Genomic DNA, 24,216 nt, shown 5'->3' on the forward strand with positions numbered 1-24,216 from the left:
CGAATATGTTTGGATTTCTGCGCTCAACAACGTCAAACAGTCATGCTCTAACAGATGATGAAGTCAATCAGAGTTATCGCTACTGGCGCCTCCATATCATGATAGGTATGTATGTCGGCTATGCTGGTTTTTACTTCACTCGTAAAACCTTTAATTACGCTGCGCCTGCAATGATCACCGATCTTGGTTTGGACAAAGGTGATATCGGCTTAATTGGCACGCTCTTTTATCTTTCTTATGGCTTATCGAAATTTATCTCAGGCACGATATCGGATCGGTCGAACCCTCGTTACTTCATGGGGCTTGGCCTAATCGCGACTGGTCTGATAAACATCGCGTTTGGCTTTTCGAGTTCGTTAGCGGCTTTTATCTCGCTATGGGTACTGAATGCATGGTTCCAAGGTTGGGGTTGGCCATCGTGTTCCAAGTTATTGACGACTTGGTATTCTCGCTCCGAAAGAGGCTTTCGCTGGGCAATCTGGAATACAGCACACAACGTTGGTGGGGCGCTTATCCCTATCCTTGTGGGTTATCTAACGCTGCAGTTCAATTGGCGAGCTGGGTTTATCTGGCCGGGTGTGATTGGTGTTTTTATTGGTCTTATCGTCTGTTGGCGTTTACGAGATAAGCCCACCACCATGGGACTTCCGACGGTAGGGAAGTGGCGCAGTGACCATCTAGAATTAGCGCAAGAGAGCCATGGGCAAGGGTTAAGCTATCGAGAAATCCTAAAAACCTATGTGTTCAGCAATAAGTACATTTGGTTGCTCGCTTTTAGCTATGTGTTGGTTTACATCGTAAGAACGGCAGTTAACGACTGGGGCAATTTATACCTCACCGAAGAACACGATTACAGTTTGATAAACGCCAACGCTGCCTTGTCTCTGTTTGAGATCGGTGGCTTTGTTGGCTCACTTGTGGCTGGATGGGGATCAGATAGGTTGTTTGGTGGTAACCGTGGCCCGATGAACATCCTGTTTGCGATTGGCATATTCCTTTCTGTTTCGGCTTTATGGCTCATGCCTTTAACCAACTTTGTGTTTCAAGCGGCTGGGCTATTCTGCGTTGGCTTTTTTGTTTTTGGCCCTCAAATGCTTATTGGTATGGCGGCGGCGGAATGTTCACATAAAGATTCTGCCGGGGCGGCGACAGGTTTTGTTGGCTTGTTTGCTTATATGGGAGCAGCACTTTCTGGTTACCCATTAGCGCTCGTTCTAGAAGCTTACGGCTGGAGTGGGTTCTTCATTACCATCTCTACTTGTGCGGCCGTTATTGGCTTGCTGTTACTGCCTTTCCTACAAGCTCAATCACCTCAGAAAAGTGCAGAAGCTCGCTCTAGCTTTTAAGGAACGATAACAAGATAGTCACTAGTGTTTGTATTCAGATGCTTGTATCGCTGCTGTAACCAGTGCGATACAAGCCGCTATCTTATTTTCGGCGCTTTCTATACGTGATATTCAAATGTGACTCTTTTCACGCTTTTCATCGGTCTCACCTGTTTCTAAGAATTTTTCCTATTGCGTCTAAGACCTCATCTCATGTGGGTTCTAGCCGAGCTCTGTAGTCTTTCTAATTATTTACGTTATTAGAAATCAGCTCTCTGAATTGTGTTCAAAGGGCTCACTACGGAAAACGCCATGTCACTCAGCCACCTCTCAGAACACTCATTTTTCCCAATGGAAAACACCATCCAAAATTATGCATGGGGGAGCATTTCTTCGATACGTGAACTGTTTGGCTTTCAGAATGAGTCACAAGAGCCGCAAGCGGAAGTTTGGATGGGAGCGCATCCAAAAGGTTGCTCAATGGTTAAGCTTGAACAGCACTTGGTGCCTCTCTCTGAGCTGATTAACAAGAATAAACCGGCCTATCTATCAAGCGATATTGCGCAGGAGTTTGGTGAGCTGCCGTTCTTGTTTAAGATCTTGGCAGCAGAAAAAGCGTTGTCTGTTCAGGTTCACCCAAACAAGCGCCAAGCAGAGGTTGGCTTTGTAAGAGAGGGGCAAGCAGGAATCCCTCTGACTGCAGGACATCGTAATTACAAAGACTCTAACCACAAACCTGAATTGGTTTACGCGATCACTGAATATCAAGCAATGAATGGCTTTCGAGAATTCGATGAAATATTAGGGTTGTTCAGAAAGTTGAATTCGAGCGAGCTGGCTGGTTTAGTTGAAGAGTTTGGCAACCACCTTGATTCTCTAGGTTTAGAGGCGTTTTTCCGTGATTTATTAACTCTGGACGACCAACGTAAACACCGAGCATTAGAGCAACTTCTGGCTTACGCAGCCGCTCACCAAGGTCAATCTGAGTTTGCTTTGGTTACTGAGCTTAGCCACCAGTACCCGAATGATATCGGTTTGTTTTGCGTTCTGCTGCTTAACTTGATCACACTACGGCCGGGTGAAGCGATGTATTTGAATGCAAACACTCCGCACGCATACATCAAGGGGACTGGGCTCGAGATTATGGCCAATTCAGACAATGTGCTGCGAGCTGGCTTAACGCCAAAACACATTGATGTCGCTGAGTTGGTTGCCTGCACAGAGTTTACACCAATCCCGTTCGAACGCTTGTTGTTAGCACCTTCAAAGTTAGGTCAATGTGATCGCTATGATATCCCAGTTAGTGACTTTGATTTCAATATTTTTCATCGCCCAAAGCAAGAAGAAGTCATCACAAGCGGTGCTGAAATTTTAATGGCGATAGATGATGATTTAACGTTAATGAGTCAGAAAGGTGAACACCTAACACTCACCAAAGGGCAATCGGTATTTATCCCAGCTTATATTGGTCATTATGTACTGAGCAGTAATGGGCGAGTGGCTAGGGCGTTTAATTAGAGATGGTGTTTGTGGTATAGATTGAGCTCCATCCCCACAAAATCATCATCTCCTTCATCAACAACGTGATAGCCAAGCGATTGATAAAAGTTAATAGCACGAGCATTACTTTTAAAACTCGATAGAGTGACTTGACTAAGTTGCTCTGCCATAGCTTTTTTATGTATGAGAGTCATGACTTGCTTGCCAAGCGAACGACCTTGGTACTGGGGGAAAATGATCAGCAAATGAATATGGTATGCGTTGTCATAAGGTTTAAAGCAGGCGAGCCCCACTCTTTTATTTTCGCGATATACCCAATGAAACCAAGATGGATGGTATTCGTTTAAAAGTCGTTGACGTTGAAAGTCGTCATCCCAGCCGAAAACGCTATCTACGTGTATGAAGATACCTTGTTTAACACACGCAAACAGTTCATCGAATTCAGAATTTGAAGCGAGTTGGAGTTGTATGTTCTCTTCTTTCATTGCCACTTTTACCGCTCCTTATCAAACGCCTTTGAATAAGCAAACAGTAACATAATTGAAGAAGCCGAATTAGCTTAGATTTGCGAAGTGATGAAACCAAAAAGCCATGCGTGATGCATGGCTAAGAATAAAGTCTTGGATTGATTTTTCTATACGATCTTAAGCGCGTGATGGCGCGTGAGCTGTTTGTGTAGCGAGTCTTTGAGCTCCATGCGTTCTACTTTGAGGTTGTGCATGCTGTCGTCATCGATAGGGCTGCCAGAGATTTCTAGCTGACGGATGTCGTAGTCGAGTTGGTGGTATTTCTGCATGTCTGCTTTGAATTTTTCGTCGTCGTGGTTGAGCTGAACAATGTCTAATTTAAGATCTGGGAAATCTAAGATAAAGGCATGGTTTTCATTGAGCATTGGCACTTCCTCTCTAGTCGAATTATTAATAGTATAGAAGTAATTTTTCGAAAGAAATGTGGTTCAAAACACAAAGCCGTAAAGCGATCAAAAAAGGGCGTAAACTCGTAGGATTATCCTCGAACTTGCGCCCTTTTGTATGTATATAGCTAACTATTTATAGTTATATGTTTAGAACTATAAGAGTTTAAAGCAGAAAGTTTACTTTGCTTTCTTACCAGAGCGTTGCTGCTCTTTGTGTGCAAGCTTCTCTTTTTTGCGTTGCTCGATAAGGTGAGCAGCTTCGCCGCCTACGTGGGTTTCGCCACGAGCATTCGACAGTTGAACTTGCTTTTCACGTTCACGGAAACGGGCTTTCTGCTCGTCGCTGTGCTTATTAATACACTTAGGGCAGCTTACGCCTTTCTCGAAGTGTTTAGAGGCTTTGTCTTCGTCAGTGATTGGCAGGCGACACGCGTTACACACATCGTAACCGCTCTTTTCTAGCTGGTGGTTTACTGCAACTCGACCATCAAATACGTAGCAGTCGCCTTCCCACATACTCTCTTCTTCAGGTACCTCTTCTAGGTACTTAAGAATGCCGCCTTCAAGGTGATAAACCTCATCAAAGCCTTGTTCTTTCATGTAGGCTGTTGATTTTTCGCAACGAATACCGCCAGTACAGAACATCGCAACTTTCTTGTGCTTCTTAGGATCAAGGTTGTCTTCAACGTACTGAGGGAATTCACGGAAGGTTTCTGTGTTTGGGTTTACAGCATTTTTGAAGGTGCCGATGTCCACTTCGTAGTCGTTACGAGTATCAACCAGAATCACATCAGGATCAGAGATCAATGCGTTCCATTCGTTTGGTTTCACGTAAGTGCCGACAACGTGGCGTGGGTCGATGCCCTCAACGCCCATGGTTACGATCTCTTTCTTAAGCTTAACCTTGGTGCGGTTGAATGGTTGTTCTTCGTTGAACGACTCTTTGTAAACAACATCAGCCAAGCGAGAATCTTGTTTGAACCATTGAAGAAGGGCGTCGATAGATTCGCGCTTACCTGCAACAGTGCCGTTGATGCCTTCGCTCGCAAGTAGCAAAGTACCGCGGATTTGGTTGGCTTCTAACACGTCAGTGAGTGGCTGGCGAATTTCTTGGTAATCATCAAGTGCTACGAATTTATACAGAGCACATACAACATATTGAGACATGGTTTTTCCTTTCTGCGAGCTGGAACGTAAATCCAGAGCGGTTGCCTTTTATGATACATACTGAGTTTGATTTACTCAGGTTTGCCCATATTGGCTTATTAAAATCCGCCGCAGTATAACCAAGCCAAGGAAGGACAAAAACCAACCAAAAGTAGGGCTATTTAGCATTGTTATTAGTGTGGCTTTTGGACTAAGAAATGCAATGAAACCGTTTTATCTGGTTCGAATTACAACACGTATTCCCAAACCAAAAAGGCCCTGCTGTAAAAATACATCAGGGCCTTGGTATTGAATCTGTCTGACTTAATCAGCGATTACGCTTGGTTAAGTACTTCCGCTAAGCGTTTCACCGCTTCTGTTAATTCTTCTGGGTTGGCGTTAGTGAAGTTTAAGCGCAGTGCGGCTTTTGCTTCATCGGCCTTTGGATAAAATACTGGGCTTGGTACAACCGCCACACCATTCGATAGCAAAGTCTTAGCTAATTCGAAGGTATCGCACTCTGGGATTTCTACCCAAATGAACATCCCGCCATCTACGGCTTTTAACACGCAATCTGCAGGCAGTTGTTTTTTTAGCTCTGAGAACAACACTTCATAACGAGACTTGTACAGTGTGCGAATGTTTTCCATGTGTACGTTGAAGTCTTCATGTTTTAGAAGACCAACAAGCAGTGCTTGCATAGGTACACTTGAGTGTAAATCCGCGCCTTGTTTGACTTTGATCAGTGGCTCAAGGTAGCTGCGTTTACCTGTTACCGCGCCAATGCGTAAGCCTGGCGATGCAATCTTAGAGAATGAACGAAGAACGATAGAGTTGTCAGGGCAGAACGAAGAAACCAATGGCAGTTCCGTACCTGTGAAACGTAGCTCACGGTATGGCGCATCTTCAATGAAGGCTACGTTGTACTTGATACACAGCTCAGCCACTTTTTGACGAGTTTCTGTTGCCCAACATACACCTGTTGGGTTGTGGAAATCAGGCACGGCATAGAACATCTTCGGTGATTGCTGTGCAAAGCACGTTTCCAGTTCGTCTAGGTTCGGGCCAAATTCAGTTTGAGACACCGTCGCAATGTTTGCTTGAACTAGGCCAAACACCTGCATTGCACCTAAGTAGCTTGGCGCTTCCATCACAACCACATCACCTGGGTCGACATACGCACGCGCAATCAAATCCAAACCTTGCTGAGAGCCAGTACAAATCATTGCCGTGTGTGATTCTGGCAATTGGTAGCTTTGTGTTAGGTGGTCAAGCAACGGGTCGTAACCGGCAGTAGAACCGTATTGGAAAACTTCAGGCATGTTCGCTAGGTTTTCTAGCGTTGGCTTCATTAAATCGATAGGGAATGTTTTCTCGTCCGGTAAACCACCGGCCAATGAGATGACATTTGGGTCACTTGCGGCTGCGAGGATCTCCCGAATGTATGAAGATTGAATCTGTTGTAATGACTGTGCGATTTCCATGTGTTGTGTCTCGTCGTTTATCGTTTTTATTCTATCGCTTGATATTACACGGCAATTGTAAAAACTAGCGTGTCCGTTTATGCTCTTAAACATGTCCATTTATGCTATTTAAACGATGTCACGTCAACACATATCGCGAATCAATGATGTCCTGTTCCATATTCACCAAGACATCAGTCAGCCTTTGTCTGCCAAAGAGTTATCTGAGATAGCGGCCTATTCAGAACAGCACTTTCATCGCACCTTCAAAAGTGTGGTCGGGGAATCGTTGCATCAATACATCCGACGAACTCGAATGGAGTATGCAGCCAACCAATTGATGTTTGATACCAGCTCGTCTGTGGTTGAGATCGCCCATAAATGTGGCTTTAGTTCTGTGTCTTCGTTTAGTCGAGCATTTAAAGCGACCTTTAATATGTCGCCCGGAGAATGGCGTAAACACGATTTACAAGTAGCAGAAAAACCCTATTTAAAAGATCTCGAAGTGGCGGCGGGCTATTTGAATGTTGCGCAGCGAGTGTTACCTGAACCTAAGATTATTGAAGTGCCTGAACGGATGGCGGCCTATGTTCGACATACGGGATATAATCGATCCATTCGCAATGCGTGGTTGATATTGAAAGCGTGGGCGAATTCAGAACAGCGTGATTTTTCAAGTCAATTTGGTTTGCATCACTCAAACCCTGCTTGGGTTGAGATGGATCAGTGTCGTTATGTCGCGTGTATCGCGATTGATGAACCGATTAAGTATCGCAGTATCGTGAACCAGATGGTGATCCCAGGAGGCTTGCATGCGGTGTTTCGACTGAATGGCCGCTATGGAGAACTGCTACCACAGATCAGTATGGTGTTAGAAAAGTGGCTACCCACATCTGGTTTCAAACAGCGCTCGACTCCCGCGTATGTGCATTATCATCAGAATCATTTTCTCAACACCGATGAAGTGTTCGAACTCGATTTCTACCTTCCCGTGAGCTTTTACTAATCGATGGTTGTGCTGTTTTGTTGAACCAGACTTTGATCTTTTGTTGAGACAAATTAGCACAACCAATAGCAGCTAACGATTTTATGCAGTTGGCCTAAGATAAAGATGCTTTGTTGATAATCTACTCTAAGTAAATGATGACAACGTACGGATTAAACGATAGCATTTCATTCTAATTGCAAATAGTTCTTAATATCACTCGATAGAATATGACCATTACCCACAAAGATTATCTGAAAATCGCTTTCCCTTTCATCATCTCAACGGTGACACAACCTCTGTTAGGTGCTGTGGATACCGCTGTTATTGGCCAACTTGGTATTGCTGAATTGATTGGTGGCGTAGCGATCGGCACCATCATTATGAACACCATGTATTGGTTGTTTGGTTTTTTCCGTGTCAGTACCACGGGCCAAAGTGCGATGGCACTGGGTAAGGGAAACCGCACTGATTTGGCGGGTAGCTTGATGCGTCCGTTTGTGCTGTCTGGTTTAGTGGGTTTGATCTTTATCTTGATACAACCACTCATCTGGCAAGGCGCAATGTGGGTGATAGAGCCTGAAGCCAATGTAGCCGAGCACGCGCATATCTACTTCAGTATTTTGATTTATGGCGCGCCTTTCGTGTTGCTTAACTACACCATTATTGGTTGGTTAATGGGACAGGCGAAAGCCAAAGACGTTCTTTATACACAAGTGTTTGGTAATGTGTTGAACATTGTCTTGGATGCGGTGTTTGTACTTTATTTCGATTTGGGTGTCGCAGGTGTGGCTTACGCAAGTTTGATTGCACAAGTTACCACCTTTGCGATTGGTGTGACCTTGGTGATGAAGACCAGCAATATTTCGATCTCTGAGTTCTTGCAAGGCTCGAAGATGACCAAGAAAGACCTATCGACAATCATCTCTTCGAATACCGATCTATTGCTTCGCACCATTTGTATCTTGGTGTTCTTCAACATGATGGCGCGTACTGGCTCTAAACTGGGTACCGATGTTCTAGCGGCTAACGCGATCTTGATGCAGGTGACCTTCATTGTCAGCTATATGTTTGATGGTATTGCCAACGCATCGAGTGTGTTTGCAGGTAAGGCGGTAGGACAGAAGAACCCTTCAATGCTTGATCGTGTTTTAAGGCTTAACTTCCAATGGACGGCAGGTTTCATTGCCGCGCTGACGCTTTTAACTTTGATTTTTAAAGATATGATTGTTTTCTTGTTTACCGATATTCTAGCGCTGGTCACGCTGTACCAAGAGATGGCTCCGTGGTTAATTGTGTTCCCGCTAGTGGCTGGCTTTGGCTTAACGGTTTATGGCATTTTTACCGGAACGGGAACCACACGTCCGGTTAGAGACTCAAGCATCGCGACTTTGTTGGTATTTTTAGCGGTACAGGCATTCACCGTCGATATTTGGGGTAATCATGGTTTGTGGTTGGCGTTTACTCTGTTCTATCTTGGGCGTATTGCGTTCCTGTATCCGTTCATCGCACAAGTTAAGCAGAAGTGTTACCCAGTCGAAGATACCGCTCATGGTGCCATTAACTAAGTAACCTAATCACCACCTGTAATATTTTATGAAAGCGCTTTACTATTTTTATACGATAAATTTGGTGAGCGCTTTTTTGTATGTAATGACTCACTATAAATGGTCAATAAAATTGTAAGTAAAACGCGATACAGTTCAATGTCCGCTTTTCATCGCCTCAGCTAAATGATAATGTTGTTATGTTATAACATCTATCTGTGAGTATCTGCGTGAACGCCCCACTTTTGTCTGTTGACCACCTAACGATCAAAACCTCTTCGAGAACCCTTTTCCAAGATATCCACTTCGATGTTTATCGCGGTGAGCTGTTGGCGATCATGGGACCGTCAGGCATTGGTAAGTCGATGCTTTCTCGCGCTATTGCCGGGTTTCTGCCAGAGACGATTGAAGTTGAAGGTCATATTTCTCTATCTGGTGAAGCTGTGTGTGGTTTGCCTATGTTGCAAAGAACTGCCACACAGCGCCCCGCAGTTATCTTCCAAGATGCGCTTCAAGCTTTGAACCCTCTGGTTTCAATAGAAGGTCAACTCTGCCTTGCCTTGACGGGAACTCGCACTAAGCTTAAATCAAGAGAAAAAATTCAAATTACCGAGTTGCTGAATCAACTTGGTTTTCCTAATCCAGAAACCATCTTGCCGTTGTACCCGAGCCAAATTTCGGGTGGGCAACGCCAACGTGTGTGTATTGCGATTGGCTTGCTGAGTAACGCCGATATTATCATCGCCGATGAACCAACCAGTGCGTTAGATCCGGTGACAGAGCAAGAGATACTTAAGCTGATTCGACACAATGTTAAACAGCGTCAAATTGGTGGTTTACTCATCACCCATGACCTGCATAGCGCGTTGGCGTGTGACAAGCTGTTAGTCATCGATGATGGTGGTGTGGTGGCTTACGGTGCACCGAAACATGCACTTGAGTCGAGCTCTCACGCTTTCTGCTGTTCATTGAGAGACTTAATCGAATGAGCTCGACCTTATCACTAAACTCAGAAGCCTCGCCATTAATGCCAGTGACTGATTCAGAAACACAAACACCGATAGAGATTAAGTTCGACAATGTGAGTGTTCACTACTACTCCGTACCAAGTTGGTTGGGTGGTAAAGCGTTCAAAGCGCTACAGAACATAGACCTTAATGTTGAAGACAAAAGCCTAGCAATTGTTGGGCGTTCTGGTGCCGGTAAATCAACGTTAATTGAACTGCTATTTGGCCTTAAAGCGCCAACCGTTGGTCAAATAAACTTGTTCGGTTATTCGCTCCCAATTCGCGATAGCAAAGCGCAAGCAACGGTGTGTCGCTTGATTCAATTGGTGCCTCAAGAGCCCCACACTAGCCTCAACCCTTACTATACCGTTCGACAGATCTTAGCCGAACCTCTAAGTAACTTAGATGTTTCGGGTAATCATGAAGCCATCATTGAAGAGGCGCTTTCAGACGTTGGATTGCCTGCCAGTTTGCTCTTACTGAAACCCAATCAGCTTTCTACAGGTCAAGCTCAACGTGTGGCTATTGCTCGGGCTCTTGTCGTTAGACCCGCAGTGCTGGTGGCCGATGAACCTACTGCCAGCCTTGACCCAGTGAATCGCCAAAGGTTGTTGGACTTGGTTAATTCATTAAAAAAGAAGCGCGATATGCGCCTTATTTTGGTTACTCACGATTTAGGTGCCGCAAAAGCCCTTTGTGAAGAAATACTGGTACTCGACCATGGTGAAATGGTGGAGCACGGACCGACCGATCAAGTGATGAGTAAACCTGCTCATCCTGCGACTCAGATGCTGATCGAGTCTCAGCCTCTTTCGAAATCTACTTGTTAAACACAACCTTATTTATTAAAAAAATACAGCTACAGAGAAAAAATAATTATGCGTTTTAATTCAATCAAACTGGCTTGCACGCTTGCGTTGGCTCTGCCTTTGACGGGCTGTTTTGACTCTCAACCAGGGTCTAGCGATGCCGCAGTAAAATCTGAAATTCGAGTTGCGATGATGCAACCACCAAGAACGGGTTTATCGCCACTTTCTGATGACGCGTTCAAACTATCGCGTTGGAGCACGGCTGAAACGCTAGTTAACCTGAGCCCAACTTCAGAAGCTGAGCCAATGCTGGCAACAGATTGGAAACACGTTGATCCACTGACTTGGCAATTCACGGTTCGCCAAGGCGTTAAATTCCACGATGGCTCTACATTAACAGCAGAATCCGTAGTGAACTCTTTGCAGAAAGCGCTTGAGGCTGCACCTAAGCCACGCATTCTAGATGGTGTCGATCTCGAAGTGAAAGCGATGGACAACTACCGCGTAGAGATTAAAACCAGCTTTGATGACCCTCTTTTACCAAGCCGTTTATCAAGCCCTCAATTAGCGATTCTTGCAGCAAGTGCTTACCAAGAAGATGGCCGTGTTAGCCCAATGGGTGCTGGTACGGGCCCGTTTGAGTTGAGTGAAATCAACGGCACAACCAGCGCGAAGCTAAAACGTTTCGATGGCTACTGGGGTGAAAAAGCGCAAGTTGAATCTGTGATTGCAGAATACGTCCCTAACGGTTTTGCTCGCGCTGCAGCTCTAAGAACAGGTACAGCAGACATCGTTGAAGCAGTACCCGTTTCACAAATCGCGACCATTGATCCGAACCTACTTTATGAAGTGGCAATGCCTCGTACCAATACGCTTTACTTAAATAACAAGTCAGGCGTATTCAGCGATATTAACTTGCGTAAGGTAGCGGCGGCTGCGGTAGACCGTGAGCAAATCGTGAATACTGTTTATGAAAACCACGCGGACATCGCACAAGGCCTATTAGGTCCTGCACTTGCTTGGGCAGAGCCGATCCGACCTGAAGGTCAAGCAATCGACAAAACGCTAAAAGCAAACGGTGAAAGTATTGTTATCGGTACCTTTACCGACCGTGCAGAGCTTCCAGAAGTGGCAGCGCTACTGAAGCAACAACTTGAAGCGGCTGGTTTCAAGGTTGAGCTGGATATTCGTGAATACGCTCAGATCGAGAACGATGCGCTATCTGGTAAGTTCGACGCGTTTATCCTTTCTCGTGCAACGGTTCTAGATTCGGGTGACCCAGTGGCTTACATGATGAGCGACTTTGGTTGTAAGGGTTCATTCAACCTTGGCCAGTTCTGTTCTCAAGAGGTAGATAAAGCACTGAATCACGCTGACCTACAACCGCTAGGTGCGCTGCGTCAGCAAGCGATCATCGAAGCTGAACAAAAAATCCTTAACGATTTCGCGGCTATCCCGCTGCTTCACGAACGTGTGATTCAAGGTGAAAGTGAGCGTGTAAGCAATGTCGTTCGTGACCCAAGTGAACGTCGCTTGGTTGACCAAACTACACAGGTCAAAAAAACGACACAAGTTAACCCGGCAACACAGGCTAACTAAATAAATGTTATCTGCTGAGACTCTGCGTCGAACTCTATTTATCTTGACGCCTTGGCTATCAAGAATCGCCTCACTGATTGTGGTGGTGATTCTTGTTGGTTTGATGCCTGACATTGCAGGCATCGATCCAAGCCAATCTATTCTGCGGGCTAGGGCGGGGCAACAACACCTGCTTACGCCTGAAGCTTTAGCGGCGGTACGCGCTGATCTTCAGCTTGACCGTTCAGCCATTGAGCGCCTGCTCGACTGGGTAGGAAGTGCTTTTTCAGGTGATCTAGGTGAATCATGGATTGATGGTTCCTCGGTTGCTTTAAGCATTCAAAAAACAGCATCTACGTCTCTGTTCTTGATGTCTAGCGCACTTGTGATGACCTTCGTGTTGTGTGGTGCAGGCTTGCTTGCCACCTTACGCAGCTGGAAGAAGGGCAAACTGGGGCAGAGTTACAGCAGTTTAAGCACGGTACTAATATCCTTACCAGAGTACGTTGTTGCCTCGGTATTGATACTGGTGTTCTCTATCTGGTTAGGTTGGCTGCCGCCGTATGGTTGGCAAAGTTGGCAAGATATTTGGCTACCAAGTTTAGCGCTCGCCCTACCTGCCAGTGGCCTGTTTAGTCGCCTACTCAGAGACAGTTTACAACGCGTTCTCAATGAACCTTGGGTGATCACTTGGCTCAGTGCCAACGTTCATTCCAATCAAATTATTCGCTTTGCGCTGAAAAGAGCGCTGAGCAGTCTGATCCCGCAAATCGCGATGATCGTGATTGGCTTAACGGGTGGCGCAGTCGCGGTTGAGCTTATCTTTTCGATTCCGGGTATCGGGCGCATGATTCTTGGTGCAGCCAAGGCGCAAGACTTACCAACGCTGCAAGGCGGCTTATTGGTGTTGCTGCTATTTTCAATTGCCGTGAGCAGCATGAGTTTGTTTGTTCAGCAATTGATTCTTGGCCATAGCCTGAAAAGCGGCAAGCTCATCAGTAGCCACTCTTCGTTTCGTTTTACCCAGAATCGAGCTAAACGTGTCACTGCTTTTGCGATCTTCTCTTTCCTAATTGCTATCGTTGTATGGGCTGCATTCCGAGACCCATACACTAGCCAATTCGCACGCTTGGCATCACCGAGTTGGCAAGCACCTTTGGGCGCAGATGGCATTGGTCGAGACCTACTGGCGAGAATTGGTTCTGGTATGATTGCGACCTTCCAAGCCGGCATATTGGCAACGTTCTTGAGCTTGGTGACGGGCATCATCATGGGTTTCAACACCCGCTTTAGCCAAGGCCTTATCGAGATCACTAAGGGTATCCCATACATCATTGCAGGCTTGCTTGTTGCAGGCTTAACGGGGATGAATCCGAACAGCGCATTAATCGCGATTGTATTGGTGTCGTGGGCGCCGCTAGCTGCACACTGCTCAAGCTTGATCGTAGAAGCCAAGGCTCAACCTTATACACACCTCGCGCCACTATGGGGCACCAGTAAGCTTAGAATCTTCCGTTTCTACTTGCTTCCGTATGTGTTGCCACCGTTGTTAAGACACGCGATGTTGAGGCTACCGGTTATCACTCTAAGTCTGACCTCGCTGAGCTTCATCGGATTAGGGGCAAAGCCACCAACACCTGAATGGGGTTTGATGATCGCAGAGAACCTTCCATACATTGAGCGCGCGCCATTAGCAGTCATGGGGCCAATTGTTGGGCTGATCTTGTTGGGTGCAGCCATTAACTTGATGTTTGATGACTAACGTAAAGATCCGGTCGCTGAGGTTTCTAAATTGACGATCCGATTGGGTATTCGATTTAGCATTTATGTTGTAACCTTAGCCCTGCTTTTTAGAGACGCTTTTTGATCGGCTCGAAAGTTAAACAGGCCCTAGTTAAGTGTAAAGGATTCAACATGTATCTCGTTTTGTATTGCCACAATATTGGTATGACTGACTTTTCATTCTTTGAAACGGAAGATTTTGACAAAGAAGAGGGCTATATCGTGCGAGGCAAATGGCCGAATGAGAAAGCGTTTCGTGATTACTTGACCAAAGAGTTTGGGGATATGAGCGAGTTCCAAGTGATTGACCTAATCGCCAAAGGTGCAGAGGCAGAACACTACTCGCCAGAAGAGTTGATGCGCTTAGCTCAATAACATAAGGCTCTGTAGCTCTCGCTTAATAGCATTTATTTCAATAATATATTTCAGCCGAATAAAGAAATGGCAGCCTGATTGGGCTGCCATTTTTCGTTTTAAACTAGAGCACATTGCTCGCAGTATGAGTGAAGCTACTGCGCCACTTCGTCCACCAAGTACAAGATTGATTGATACGGAATGCCACTGTGGTGCGACAAACCGATCTCACAGGTTCGGCTGTTACTGAAACCACGAGTACAGTTGCTCGGTACTTGTTCTTTAAGTGGGTGGACTGCCGCTTCATTTAGTTCTGGCGTAGTGAAGCCTTTGTCACCCGCCCAGCCACAACATTGAATATGCTCTGGAACAATCACTTCTTCGGTACAGGCTTTAGCGAGGTTTAGCATCGCACTTTCTAAGCCCATTCGGCGAGAGCTACAAGTGACATGCAGCATTACGGTTTCTTTCAGTGGCTCAAGCGTCAGGTGCTCTAGCAAGTATTGATTCACAAACCCTGTCGGCTCTAGCACCTCTAATGGCTTGGTGAACTGCTCAATACTGCGTTTGGCGCACGGACTGGTGTCCATCAGTACCGGGTATTCACCCTGACGACTGGCTTGCCATAGCACTTCTTCCAACTGCTGAGTCTTCGACTGTGCTAAGTCGGTCATTCCTTTGCTGTCGTAAGGCATACCACAGCATTGGTCATCTAGCTTCTTCGGTAGAATTACCTCGAATCCTGCCTTGTTGAGCAAAGACATGGTCACTTCAGTAAGAGGACGTTGGTCGCCCGCATCACTTTGTTGCCCCATGGTTCGACTGGCACACGAAGGGAGGTAAACCACTTTCTTCGCGTTGTTCGATGTTTCGGCTGTCATTGGTGAAGCCGTGAGGGAGTGATTGTTGGATTGCGGCATCTCTGGCATCCAAATCGGTGTCGCGCCTTTGGTCACTGAGCGTAGGCCATTGGTAAGCTTGCCGACCGTGTTGGCGCCCAGAACCTTACTCGCCACTTGGTTGGTTTTGAGGCCAGCCTTGGTCAGCTTAGTGGTGGTCGAGAAATGATCCGCTGTCCACTTAGCGATTGGTGTGAACTTCTCATACTTGGCAACACGAAGCTTCTTCACTAAGTCACCCGTATTAATGCCTACCGGACAGCGCTCAGCACACAGGCCTGTTGCCGCGCAGGTATCAATGCCTTGGTATTCGAAGGTTTTCTCTAGTTCACTGGCTTCTATCTCTTCACCTGCTTCTCGGCGGCGTTGCAGTTCTCGGTACAACACAATACGTTGGCGAGGTGACAAGGTCAGTGTGCGAGACGGGCAAACAGGCTCACAGAATCCACACTCAATACAGCGGTCAACAAGGTCGTCGGCAGCAGGCATTGGTTTTAGGTCGGTGATGTGGGAATTCGGGTTGTCGTTGATGATAACGCCGGGGTTGAGCAGTCTTTCTGGATCAAACAGCGCTTTGATCTGTTGCATCAAGGCATAGCCGTCTTTGCCCCATTCCAATTCCACATAAGGCGCCATGTTTCGGCCCGTGCCGTGTTCCGCTTTTAGAGAACCTTGGTATTTCACCGCAACCAGCTCGGCAACATCGTCCATGAAACCGCCGTAGCGATCGATTTCTGTTTGACTGTCGAAGCCTTGAGTAAATACAAAGTGCAGGTTGCCTTCGAGGGCGTGACCAAAAATGATCGCTTCGCTGTAGTCGTATTTGTCGAACAGCTCTTGTAGCTCTCGAATACCGTTAGCGAGGTTTTCGACAGGGAAAGCCACGTCTTCGATGATAACGGTTGTGCCAACTTCACGAACGGCTCCAACTGCTGGGAACATGCCTTTTCGGATGCCCCACAGAGTCGCGACTGTCTTCGGATCGGACGTGAAAGGGACTGATTCAACAATTGTGTATTCAGTCAATGCATCCAAAATTGATTTACATTGTAAATCTAAGTCCTGCTGGGAGCTGGCGTGTGATTCAACCAAAATAGCCGCGGCTTCTAAATCCAAGCTAGGCATAAAGGCGGGCATACCCGGTTTATCAGCCACTGAACGCAGTGCTCTGCCATCCATCAATTCAACGGCAGCAACTGGTGTTTTTGATAGCGTAGTAACGGCTTTACTTGCTTGTTCTATGTCAGCAAACACCAACAGAGCCGAAGCTTTGTTCGGGTGTTCGATAACGGTGTTGTAGGTGATCTCTGCGATGAAGCCTAGCGTGCCTTCTGAGCCAATCATCAGGTGTTTGATGATCTCAATTGGATCGTGGTAATCGACCAAGGCATTCAGAGCGTAGCCAGTGGTGTTTTTAAGACGGTACTTGTGGCGGATTCTGTCTGCCAGTTCTTGATTTGAGCTAGTCTGTCTGTGTAAATCAATAATGCCTTCAAACAACGTTTTGTGTGACTGCTTGAATGATTCAACGCTAGCACTGTCTGCGGTATCGAGCAGGGTGCCATCGCTCAATACGACTTTCATGCTTTCGACCGTGCGATAGGAGTTCTGCGCAGTACCACAACACATGCCACTGGCGTTGTTCGCGGCAATACCACCAATCTTACAGGTGTTGATAGAGGCTGGGTCTGGGCCGATTTTACGTTGGAAAGGGGCGAGGTATTTGTTGGCATCAGCACCAATCACACCGGGCTGAAGAATGATCTGATTGCCGTTATCGACAATCTCATAGCCGCGCCAGTCGTCGGTTAGAGTGATGAGTACCGAGTCTGAAACCGCTTGTCCTGATAGGCTGGTACCCGCAGCGCGAAAGGTAAAATGAATGCCCAGTTCGCGACAGCTTTGAATGGTGAATATCACTTCATCTAAGTTTTTCAGCCTTAGAACCATTTTCGGTACCAAGCGATAGAAACTCGCATCGGTGCCGTAAGCCAAGCGCTTTGCCTCTTGCGTGACAATGCGTTCTGTTTCTATTCTTTGAGCCAGTATCGATTCAAGCTGCTGATAAGCTTTGGCGTCGATTACTCGCTCATGGGATGTGTTTGTCTCCATCTTTGCTTCCTTGTGCTTCTTATTTGGCACTGTTCAGGGCGTGTTGAACTTTCGCGGTTAAATTTTGTTCGAGATAAAAGCGTTTTAATCGCGGCGAAGGGGAAGTAGCCTAGTCACTCTAAGCAAATCCCCCTCAACAAAGAGTAAAACGCTTTTTGCGGGGGCGCCCAGCTCGAACCCTTCGGGCAGCGTTTGCTGACCATTTCTACTACGTTATCGGCTTCTCATGTAGGCTAGCTACACATCGACGCCTCTGCCTTGTATAAATACCCAGCAACTCGCTGCAAAAATCAGCTCGAAAGATCAACACGCCCTAGCTTTTTATTTTATTTTCCAGTGCTTAAACGGTGTCACAACGGCAGTGGAATTGCTGTGACACCGATTGAACTTCAGTCTAAGTAGACCAAAGCATTAGTCTGAACCTAAATCAGAATCGTGGCCGCTTAATCTAGCCCCACCAAAGATTCACGAGTTAAGTCTTTGATTGTCTTCGCGCCTGTTAATGTCATGGCAACGCGCATCTCTTTATCGTAAAGATCGAGCAGGTTCTCAACACCTGCTTGTCCTTGCGCTGCTAACGCGTAAACGAAAGAGCGGCCAAGCAAGGTGCAGTCTGCGCCCATCGCCATCATGCGAACTACATCTAAGCCAGTACGAATACCAGAGTCGACCAGAATCTTGGTGTCGCCTTTTACCGCATCTGCAATCGCAGGCAGTGCTTTAGCACTGGATAGAACACCATCTAGCTGACGACCGCCGTGGTTTGAAACTACGATACCGTCTGCGCCAAATCTCACGGCGTCTTTTGCATCTTCTTCATCAAGAATGCCTTTGATAACCATTGGGCCATCCCAGAAGTCACGGATCCACTCTAGATCTTTCCATGAAATCGACGGGTCGAAGTTATCTCCTAACCAACCGATGTAGTCTTCCAGCTTGGTAGGAGAACCACGATAAGTAGAGATGTTGCCTAGGTCGTGTGGTTTACCCAGTAAGCCGACATCAACTGCCCAGCTAGGATGACGCATAGATTGGAATACGCGGCGTACTGCTGCATTTGGACCACTCATTCCTGAGTGCATGTCACGGTAGCGAGCGCCGGGTACGGGCATATCCACGGTGAAGACCAGTGTTGTGACGCCAGCGGCTTTAGCGCGTTCAAGAACGTTCTTCATGAAGCCACGGTCTTTTAGTACGTAAAGTTGGAACCACATTGGGCGCTCAATCTTAGGTGCAACTTCTTCAATCGGACATACCGACACGGTCGACATGGTAAAAGGGATGCCTTTGTTGTCGGCGGCTTTTGCTGCTTGTACTTCACCGCGTCTTGCGTACATACCCGTTAAACCAACAGGCGCCAGTGCGATTGGCATCGCTAGCTTCTCGCCAAATAGTTCGGTTTCCAAATTTAGGTCCGACATGTCGTTGAGTACGCGTTGTTTTAGCGCAATCTCAGCTAGGTCAGCCGTGTTGCGACGTAGGGTATGTTCTCCGTAAGAGCCACCATCAATGTAGTGGAAAAGAAACGGTGGTAATTTCGCTTTTGCTGCGGCGCGGTAATCAGTCGATGCGGATATGATCATAATTTCAGTCCTAAATTCTTGGGATGTTGCTCTTCTTTGAGAGCTTGGTTTGGGCTGCTTTAATTCGGGAAAATGGCGTTAATACCCATGGGTGTTGATGTGCTCTAGTATCCATCCCGGAACTCATCAACTGTCTTATTAGACGGTGTCGCTGTCGGGGAATTGAGTATTAACGCCAAGTGCTTTTGAACGACTTATGGTTTACATAAGTGCGTCGGTCATTTTGAATCCGTAGATAACCACTAGGCCGATGATGCCTGTCATCACCAAGTAGTAGAACGTTGGAATGATTGTCTTACGTAGGGTTGCACCTTCGCGTCCTAGCAAGCCAACAGTTGCTGATGCCGCTACCACGTTGTGAATCGCAATCATGTTACCTGCTGCTGCACCAACGGCTTGTAGAGCAACAACCACCGCACTAGAGATAGTCAGAGTCTGCGCTACTTCGAATTGGAACTGGCTGAACATCATGTTTGAAACTGTGTTCGAACCTGCAATGAAGGCACCTAACGCACCAACCGTTGCACTCAATGCTGGGAATGCGCTACCAACGAGGTCAGCTGCGAAGTTTGCCGTGGTTACGGGCATACTTGCTAAATCTGCGCCGTTCACACCAGAGTTAATGAAGATACGAACCATTGGGATGGTGAACACCAACACAAAGCCAGCGCCTATCAGAGTTTTGCTCGACTCACCAAAGGCTTTAGCCAGTGGAGCTGCACTGCGAGATTGCATTAGAACCGCAACCAGCGCGACGAAGACTAAGATGCCGCCTGGTAGATACAGAGGTTGAATCGCTGTGCTTACACCGGTCTCGCCAAGGATGTTGCTGAAAGAAAGGCTAACGCTCTTAAGTAGGCCTTTGAACTCAGGGCTCACACGGCTAGCAACGAGAGTGACAGCGAGCAGCACGTAAGGTGCCCATGCCATCGCCATGCTCATCTTCTTATGGCCTTGATTGTTGTCGTCAAGGTCGATTTTCAGAGAACCTAGCCATTCTGCAGGCCACTTGTCTTCGCTTTCAAAATCCCATTTTGATTTAGGGACTAGGAAGCCGCGTTTTGCTGCTGTCACAACAATAGCAAGGCCAACCAAACCACCAATCAGTGATGGGAACTCAGCACCGAGGAAAACACCCGTTAGTGCGTAAGGAATGGTGAAAGCGGCACCTGCGAACAGTGCGAATGGCAGGATATCAAGACCTTCAGTCCAGCTTTTGTTCTTACCGAAGAAGCGAGTCAGCATCATTGCCATCAATACAGGAATCATCACACCAACGCAGGCGTGGATGATTGCAACACTTGATGTGATCTGTTGTAGGTAAGCATCCCATGTTGAACCATTGGCAATCAGGCTTTCACCGATGTTGTGCGTATCCAAACCTTTGTTTACGCCAACAATGATAGGTGTACCCACCGCGCCGAACGATACCGGCGTAGATTGAATCATCATGCCCATCAGTACCGCAGCTAACGCTGGGAAGCCAATTGCCACCAACAATGGAGCGGCGATTGCAGCGGGTGTGCCGAAGCCAGATGCGCCCTCAATGAATGAACCAAAACACCAAGCAATGATGATCGCTTGTACACGACGGTCTGCTGATATGTCAGTAAATCCGTTGCGGATGGTGGTGATAGCTCCGGTGTGTTTCAAAGTGTTTAATAAGAAGATGGCGCCAAACACAATCCAGAGAACCGACACTGTAATGCCGAAGCCTTGGAATACTGAAGCCAGCACGCGAGTGCTAGACATATCCCATGCGAATAGGGCGATAGCAACGGTTAATGCAAATGCCACTGGCATCGCTTTTTTTGCAGGCCAGTTAAGGCCAACCAGCAGAATCGCTGCAACAACTATTGGCGAAAAGGCCAATAATGCTAGTAGAGTTTCACTCATGGGTACTTCCTCGTACTTGTTTTCAAACGTTCATGTTTGAAGTGAATAACACGTCATTAGTTTTGTAGGTGTAATCTGAATCTCGAGGATTCAATTGTTGTAATTAGAGTCGCTTTATTTGTAACCGATGTGATTGCAAAAGCTGTTTTTGTAATTGTTTTGTTAATTTGGCGTGAATTTACCCCTTTATTTTTTATTGATATAGGGAAATAATGAAAATAATTAATTCCAAAATTGGCATAATCAAATGCGAGCAGACGATTTGATCCTGTTTTCACAGGTAGTAGAGCTGGGCAGTTTTAGTAAGGTGGCAGAGCAAAATAACCTTACAAATTCGGTAGTTAGTAAGAGAATTGCGCGTTTGGAAGAAGAGATTGGCGTGCAGCTATTATATCGAACCACGCGTAAATTGACGCTTACCGAGGCGGGTAAGGCAATGTTACACGGAGCCAAAAATGTGAAGCAGGCGGCTCAAGAGGCTATGGACGCAGTTTCAGGCTTTGGTGAAAATGTTAGTGGTCATATCAAAATGTCAGTGCCTACTATCTCCGGAGATTTGATTCTCGCAGACGCTGTGGCCGAGTTTTGTAATATGCACCCAGGTTTAACGGTCGATATGTCTCTGAATAATCGCTTTGTCGACTTGGTTGAGGATGGTCTCGATTTGGTGATTCGAACCGGCTACTTGGAAGATTCAAGCCTCATTGCTCGTCATATATTGGATTCACAATGGGTGGTGTGCGCTTCGCCGTCTTATATTGCTAAGAACGGTAAGCCGATGCTGCCTAAAGATTTAGTGCAGCACAATTGCTTGCAATACGCCTATCAAACAACGGGTGCTAGCGAATGGCAGTTTCTGCATAGTAAAGATGGCTGTACCGACAATGACAAATATATCGTGCGTGTTGCGGGCTCTTTTTCGACTGACAATGCGACCGCGTTAAGAAAAGCGGCGCTGGGTGGGCATGGCGTGGCGTACGTACCACGTTGTCTGGTTTATCACGACATTCGCAATGGTCAGCTGGTGGATATCTTCCCTGATTTGGTAGGCAAAAAGTTGGGAATTTATGCGGTGTACCCTTTTACTCGCCAGCCACCAAACAAGATTAAGTTATTGATTGAACATATCAGAACGCGCTACTTGACGATTTCTCACTATTTTTAATAAGGATCACGATGAGCTATTTAAAAGAGTATCCATATCCAATCACCAATAAACAGATCGTCAGCGATGACTATTTTGATCACATAGTTGAAGACCCTTATCGCTGGTTAGAAGACGACAGAAGCGACGAAACCGCGCAGTGGGTGGCGAGCCAAAATGAGGTCACGTTCGATTACCTTGCTCAAATTCCGTATCGCGATGACCTGCGAGAGCGATTAGCGAAAGCGCAAGACTACAAAAAGAGCTCGCAGCCGTTTGTTCGAGGTGAGTACACCTATTTCTATAAGAACGATGGCCTGCAGAATCACAGCATTCTCTATCGTCACAAAGAAGGGCAACAAGAAGAAATTTTCCTAGATCCGAATACTTTCTCGGAAGATGGCACTACATCACTGGGTGCGGTGTCGTTTTCTAAAGATTACAGCCTAGTGGCGTACAGTATTTCAGAGGGTGGTAGCGACTGGCGTAAGATCTTCGTGATTGATACCGAGACTAAACAGCAGCTTGAAGCCGAAATCACTGACGCCAAATTTACTGGTATTTCTTGGTTGGGTAATCGCGGCTTTTATTACTCTAGTTACGACAAGCCAGACGGCAGCCAGCTTTCTGCACGTACCGAACAGCACAAACTTTACTTCCATGAGTTGGGTACAGAGCAAGCTAGCGACAAAGTTATCTTTGGTGAGAACAACGCTGAGCAGCACCGCTATGTATCAGGCTATACCACCGAAGACGACCGTTACTTGATCATTCTAGGGCGAGAGTCGACATCGGGTAATAGACTGTTCTATATCGATTTAAACTCACCAGAACAACAGCTGAACACGCTGATTGATCATGTGGATAGCGACATTTATCTCATCGATAACCAAGATGAGACCTTCATTCTATATACGAATCTTGATGCGCCTAATGGCAAGGTGGTGAGCTTTGGTACTCGCGATGGGAAATGGCTCGAAATCATCCCTGAAAAGCCACAGCCATTGGATATCAGCACGGGTGGTGGCCACTTGTTTGCTCACTACATGGTGGATGTGGTGTCTAAGATTGAGCAGTTGGATTACCAAGGTAACCTAGTTCGTGAAATTCATTTGCCTGGGCTGGGAACGGCCAGTGGCTTAGGTGGAAAAAACGAGCAAACTCAGCTTTATTACACCTTTACCAACTATGTAACGCCGCCAACGATTTTCTCTTTCGATGTCGAATCAGGCAATTCTGAAATCTACCAACGCTCTGAGTCTCCGTTTGAGTCGGATCAATTTGAGTCTAAACAAGTCTTCTATACCTCGAAGGATGGCACCAAGGTTCCGATGCTTATCTCTTATAAGAAGGGATTAGTGTTAGATGGCAATAATCCAACCATGTTGTACGCCTATGGTGGCTTTAACGTTAGCCTAACGCCTTCTTTCTCGGGCACGGTTGGCAGTTGGCTAGAACTGGGTGGCGTATATGCGGTGCCGAACCTGCGTGGCGGTGGTGAGTATGGTAAGGCGTGGCACAAAGCGGGAACTCAGCAGAAAAAGCAGAATGTCTTTGACGACTTCATTGCTGCTGCCGAGTTCTTAATTGAAGAAAACTACACCAGTAGCGATAAGTTGGCGATTCGCGGCGGTTCTAACGGAGGCTTGCTGGTAGGAGCTTGTATGACACAAAAGCCTGAGCTGTTCCAAGTGGCTCTGCCTGCTGTTGGGGTGTTGGACATGTTGCGTTACCACACATTCACGTCTGGCGAAGGGTGGGCGTACGACTATGGCACATCCGCGCAGAACAGAGAGATGTTCGAATATCTGCTTGGTTATTCTCCGGTTCATAATGTGGTGCGTGGCACGGATTATCCAGCAACATTGGTGACGACCGCTGATCACGATGACCGCGTAGTACCGGCTCACTCTTATAAGTTCATCTCAGAGCTGCAAGATAAGCATGAAGGTAGTGCGCCCGTGATGATTCGTATTGACGTAAATGCAGGGCATGGTGCTGGAATGCCATTGAGTAAAGCGATCGATCTCACTGCCGATATTTATGCGTTTACGCTGTTTAATATGGGCGTTGAATCTCTAGATTCGTTTTAGATAATACTTGATTCTAGATAATTGGGTGTTTGACTCAGACTAAAAAGCCTCAAAATCGACCTTAGATTTTGAGGCTT

The 24,216-nt window shown here is 46.6% G+C and carries 18 protein-coding genes; 11 read left to right on the forward strand and 7 right to left on the reverse strand.

The window, feature by feature from the left end; translation table 11 throughout:
- Positions 1–5 precede the first annotated feature (5 nt).
- Complete coding sequence (locus AB4167_RS05140; RefSeq protein ID WP_372136237.1) at positions 6–1,346, forward strand: MFS transporter; 1,341 nt, start codon at positions 6–8, stop codon at positions 1,344–1,346.
- A gap of 291 nt (positions 1,347–1,637) precedes the next feature.
- The gene (gene manA, locus AB4167_RS05145; RefSeq protein WP_136982300.1) at positions 1,638–2,843 is read left to right on the forward strand and encodes a mannose-6-phosphate isomerase, class I; all 1,206 of its coding nucleotides are present in this window, start codon (positions 1,638–1,640) and stop codon (positions 2,841–2,843) included.
- On the opposite strand, the gene AB4167_RS05150 is transcribed toward manA, so the two are convergent.
- The 4 genes from AB4167_RS05150 to AB4167_RS05165 form a co-directional block, all read right to left on the reverse strand.
- Positions 2,840–3,295 (reverse strand): N-acetyltransferase, encoded by a 456-nt coding sequence (locus AB4167_RS05150; RefSeq protein ID WP_136982343.1) that lies wholly within the window; start codon positions 3,293–3,295, stop codon positions 2,840–2,842. The genes manA and AB4167_RS05150 overlap by 4 nt on opposite strands.
- A 164-nt stretch (positions 3,296–3,459) precedes the next feature.
- Positions 3,460–3,717, reverse strand: a complete 258-nt coding sequence (locus tag AB4167_RS05155) for a YdcH family protein (protein WP_009846137.1) — start codon at positions 3,715–3,717, stop codon at positions 3,460–3,462.
- Positions 3,718–3,918: 201 nt separating this feature from the next.
- Positions 3,919–4,908 (reverse strand): rhodanese-related sulfurtransferase, encoded by a 990-nt coding sequence (locus AB4167_RS05160; protein WP_372136238.1) that lies wholly within the window; start codon positions 4,906–4,908, stop codon positions 3,919–3,921.
- A 314-nt stretch (positions 4,909–5,222) separates the two neighbouring features.
- Entirely contained in the window at positions 5,223–6,371 is a 1,149-nt protein-coding gene (locus AB4167_RS05165) for a PLP-dependent aminotransferase family protein (RefSeq protein WP_372136239.1), read from the reverse strand.
- A gap of 115 nt (positions 6,372–6,486) precedes the next feature.
- On the opposite strand from AB4167_RS05165, the gene AB4167_RS05170 reads away from it, so the two are divergent.
- From AB4167_RS05170 to AB4167_RS05200, 7 genes are all read left to right on the forward strand, one after another.
- The gene (locus AB4167_RS05170; protein ID WP_372136240.1) at positions 6,487–7,356 is read left to right on the forward strand and encodes a GyrI-like domain-containing protein; all 870 of its coding nucleotides are present in this window, start codon (positions 6,487–6,489) and stop codon (positions 7,354–7,356) included.
- 209 nt (positions 7,357–7,565) lie between these two features.
- Positions 7,566–8,903, forward strand: a complete 1,338-nt coding sequence (locus AB4167_RS05175) for an MATE family efflux transporter (protein ID WP_104216222.1) — start codon at positions 7,566–7,568, stop codon at positions 8,901–8,903.
- A gap of 209 nt (positions 8,904–9,112) precedes the next feature.
- Entirely contained in the window at positions 9,113–9,871 is a 759-nt protein-coding gene (locus AB4167_RS05180; RefSeq protein WP_102398459.1) for an ATP-binding cassette domain-containing protein, read from the forward strand.
- Entirely contained in the window at positions 9,868–10,719 is an 852-nt protein-coding gene (locus tag AB4167_RS05185) for an ABC transporter ATP-binding protein (protein ID WP_017065049.1), read from the forward strand. Before AB4167_RS05180 ends, AB4167_RS05185 begins: the two co-directional genes overlap by 4 nt.
- Before the next feature lie 48 nt (positions 10,720–10,767).
- Entirely contained in the window at positions 10,768–12,297 is a 1,530-nt protein-coding gene (locus AB4167_RS05190) for an ABC transporter substrate-binding protein (protein ID WP_372136241.1), read from the forward strand.
- Positions 12,298–12,301: 4 nt separating this feature from the next.
- Complete coding sequence (locus AB4167_RS05195; protein WP_372136242.1) at positions 12,302–14,038, forward strand: ABC transporter permease subunit; 1,737 nt, start codon at positions 12,302–12,304, stop codon at positions 14,036–14,038.
- Between the two features lie 152 nt (positions 14,039–14,190).
- Entirely contained in the window at positions 14,191–14,433 is a 243-nt protein-coding gene (locus AB4167_RS05200) for a hypothetical protein (protein WP_102299817.1), read from the forward strand.
- A 134-nt stretch (positions 14,434–14,567) separates the two neighbouring features.
- Here the strand turns inward: AB4167_RS05200 and AB4167_RS05205 are convergent, their stop codons facing one another.
- The 3 genes from AB4167_RS05205 to AB4167_RS05215 all read right to left on the reverse strand — a co-directional run bounded on the left by AB4167_RS05205 (position 14,568) and on the right by AB4167_RS05215 (position 20,902).
- Entirely contained in the window at positions 14,568–17,423 is a 2,856-nt protein-coding gene (locus tag AB4167_RS05205; RefSeq protein ID WP_372136243.1) for an FAD-binding and (Fe-S)-binding domain-containing protein, read from the reverse strand.
- A 443-nt stretch (positions 17,424–17,866) separates the two neighbouring features.
- A complete protein-coding gene (lldD, locus tag AB4167_RS05210) occupies positions 17,867–19,006 on the reverse strand; it encodes an FMN-dependent L-lactate dehydrogenase LldD (RefSeq protein WP_048663885.1) in 1,140 nt (379 codons plus the stop codon).
- A 201-nt stretch (positions 19,007–19,207) separates the two neighbouring features.
- Entirely contained in the window at positions 19,208–20,902 is a 1,695-nt protein-coding gene (locus AB4167_RS05215) for an L-lactate permease (RefSeq protein WP_372136244.1), read from the reverse strand.
- Positions 20,903–21,149: 247 nt separating this feature from the next.
- Between AB4167_RS05215 and AB4167_RS05220 the strand changes: the two genes are divergently transcribed.
- Positions 21,150–22,067: a LysR family transcriptional regulator gene (locus AB4167_RS05220; RefSeq protein ID WP_017068571.1), complete on the forward strand. Its 918-nt coding sequence runs from the start codon at positions 21,150–21,152 to the stop codon at positions 22,065–22,067.
- A gap of 11 nt (positions 22,068–22,078) precedes the next feature.
- Positions 22,079–24,139 (forward strand): prolyl oligopeptidase family protein, encoded by a 2,061-nt coding sequence (locus tag AB4167_RS05225; RefSeq protein WP_372136245.1) that lies wholly within the window; start codon positions 22,079–22,081, stop codon positions 24,137–24,139.
- Positions 24,140–24,216: the final 77 nt, after the last annotated feature.

The organism is Vibrio sp. 10N.286.49.E11, assembly GCF_041469505.1.
In the GTDB taxonomy this organism is placed as follows: Bacteria; Pseudomonadota; Gammaproteobacteria; order Enterobacterales; family Vibrionaceae; genus Vibrio; species Vibrio crassostreae_C.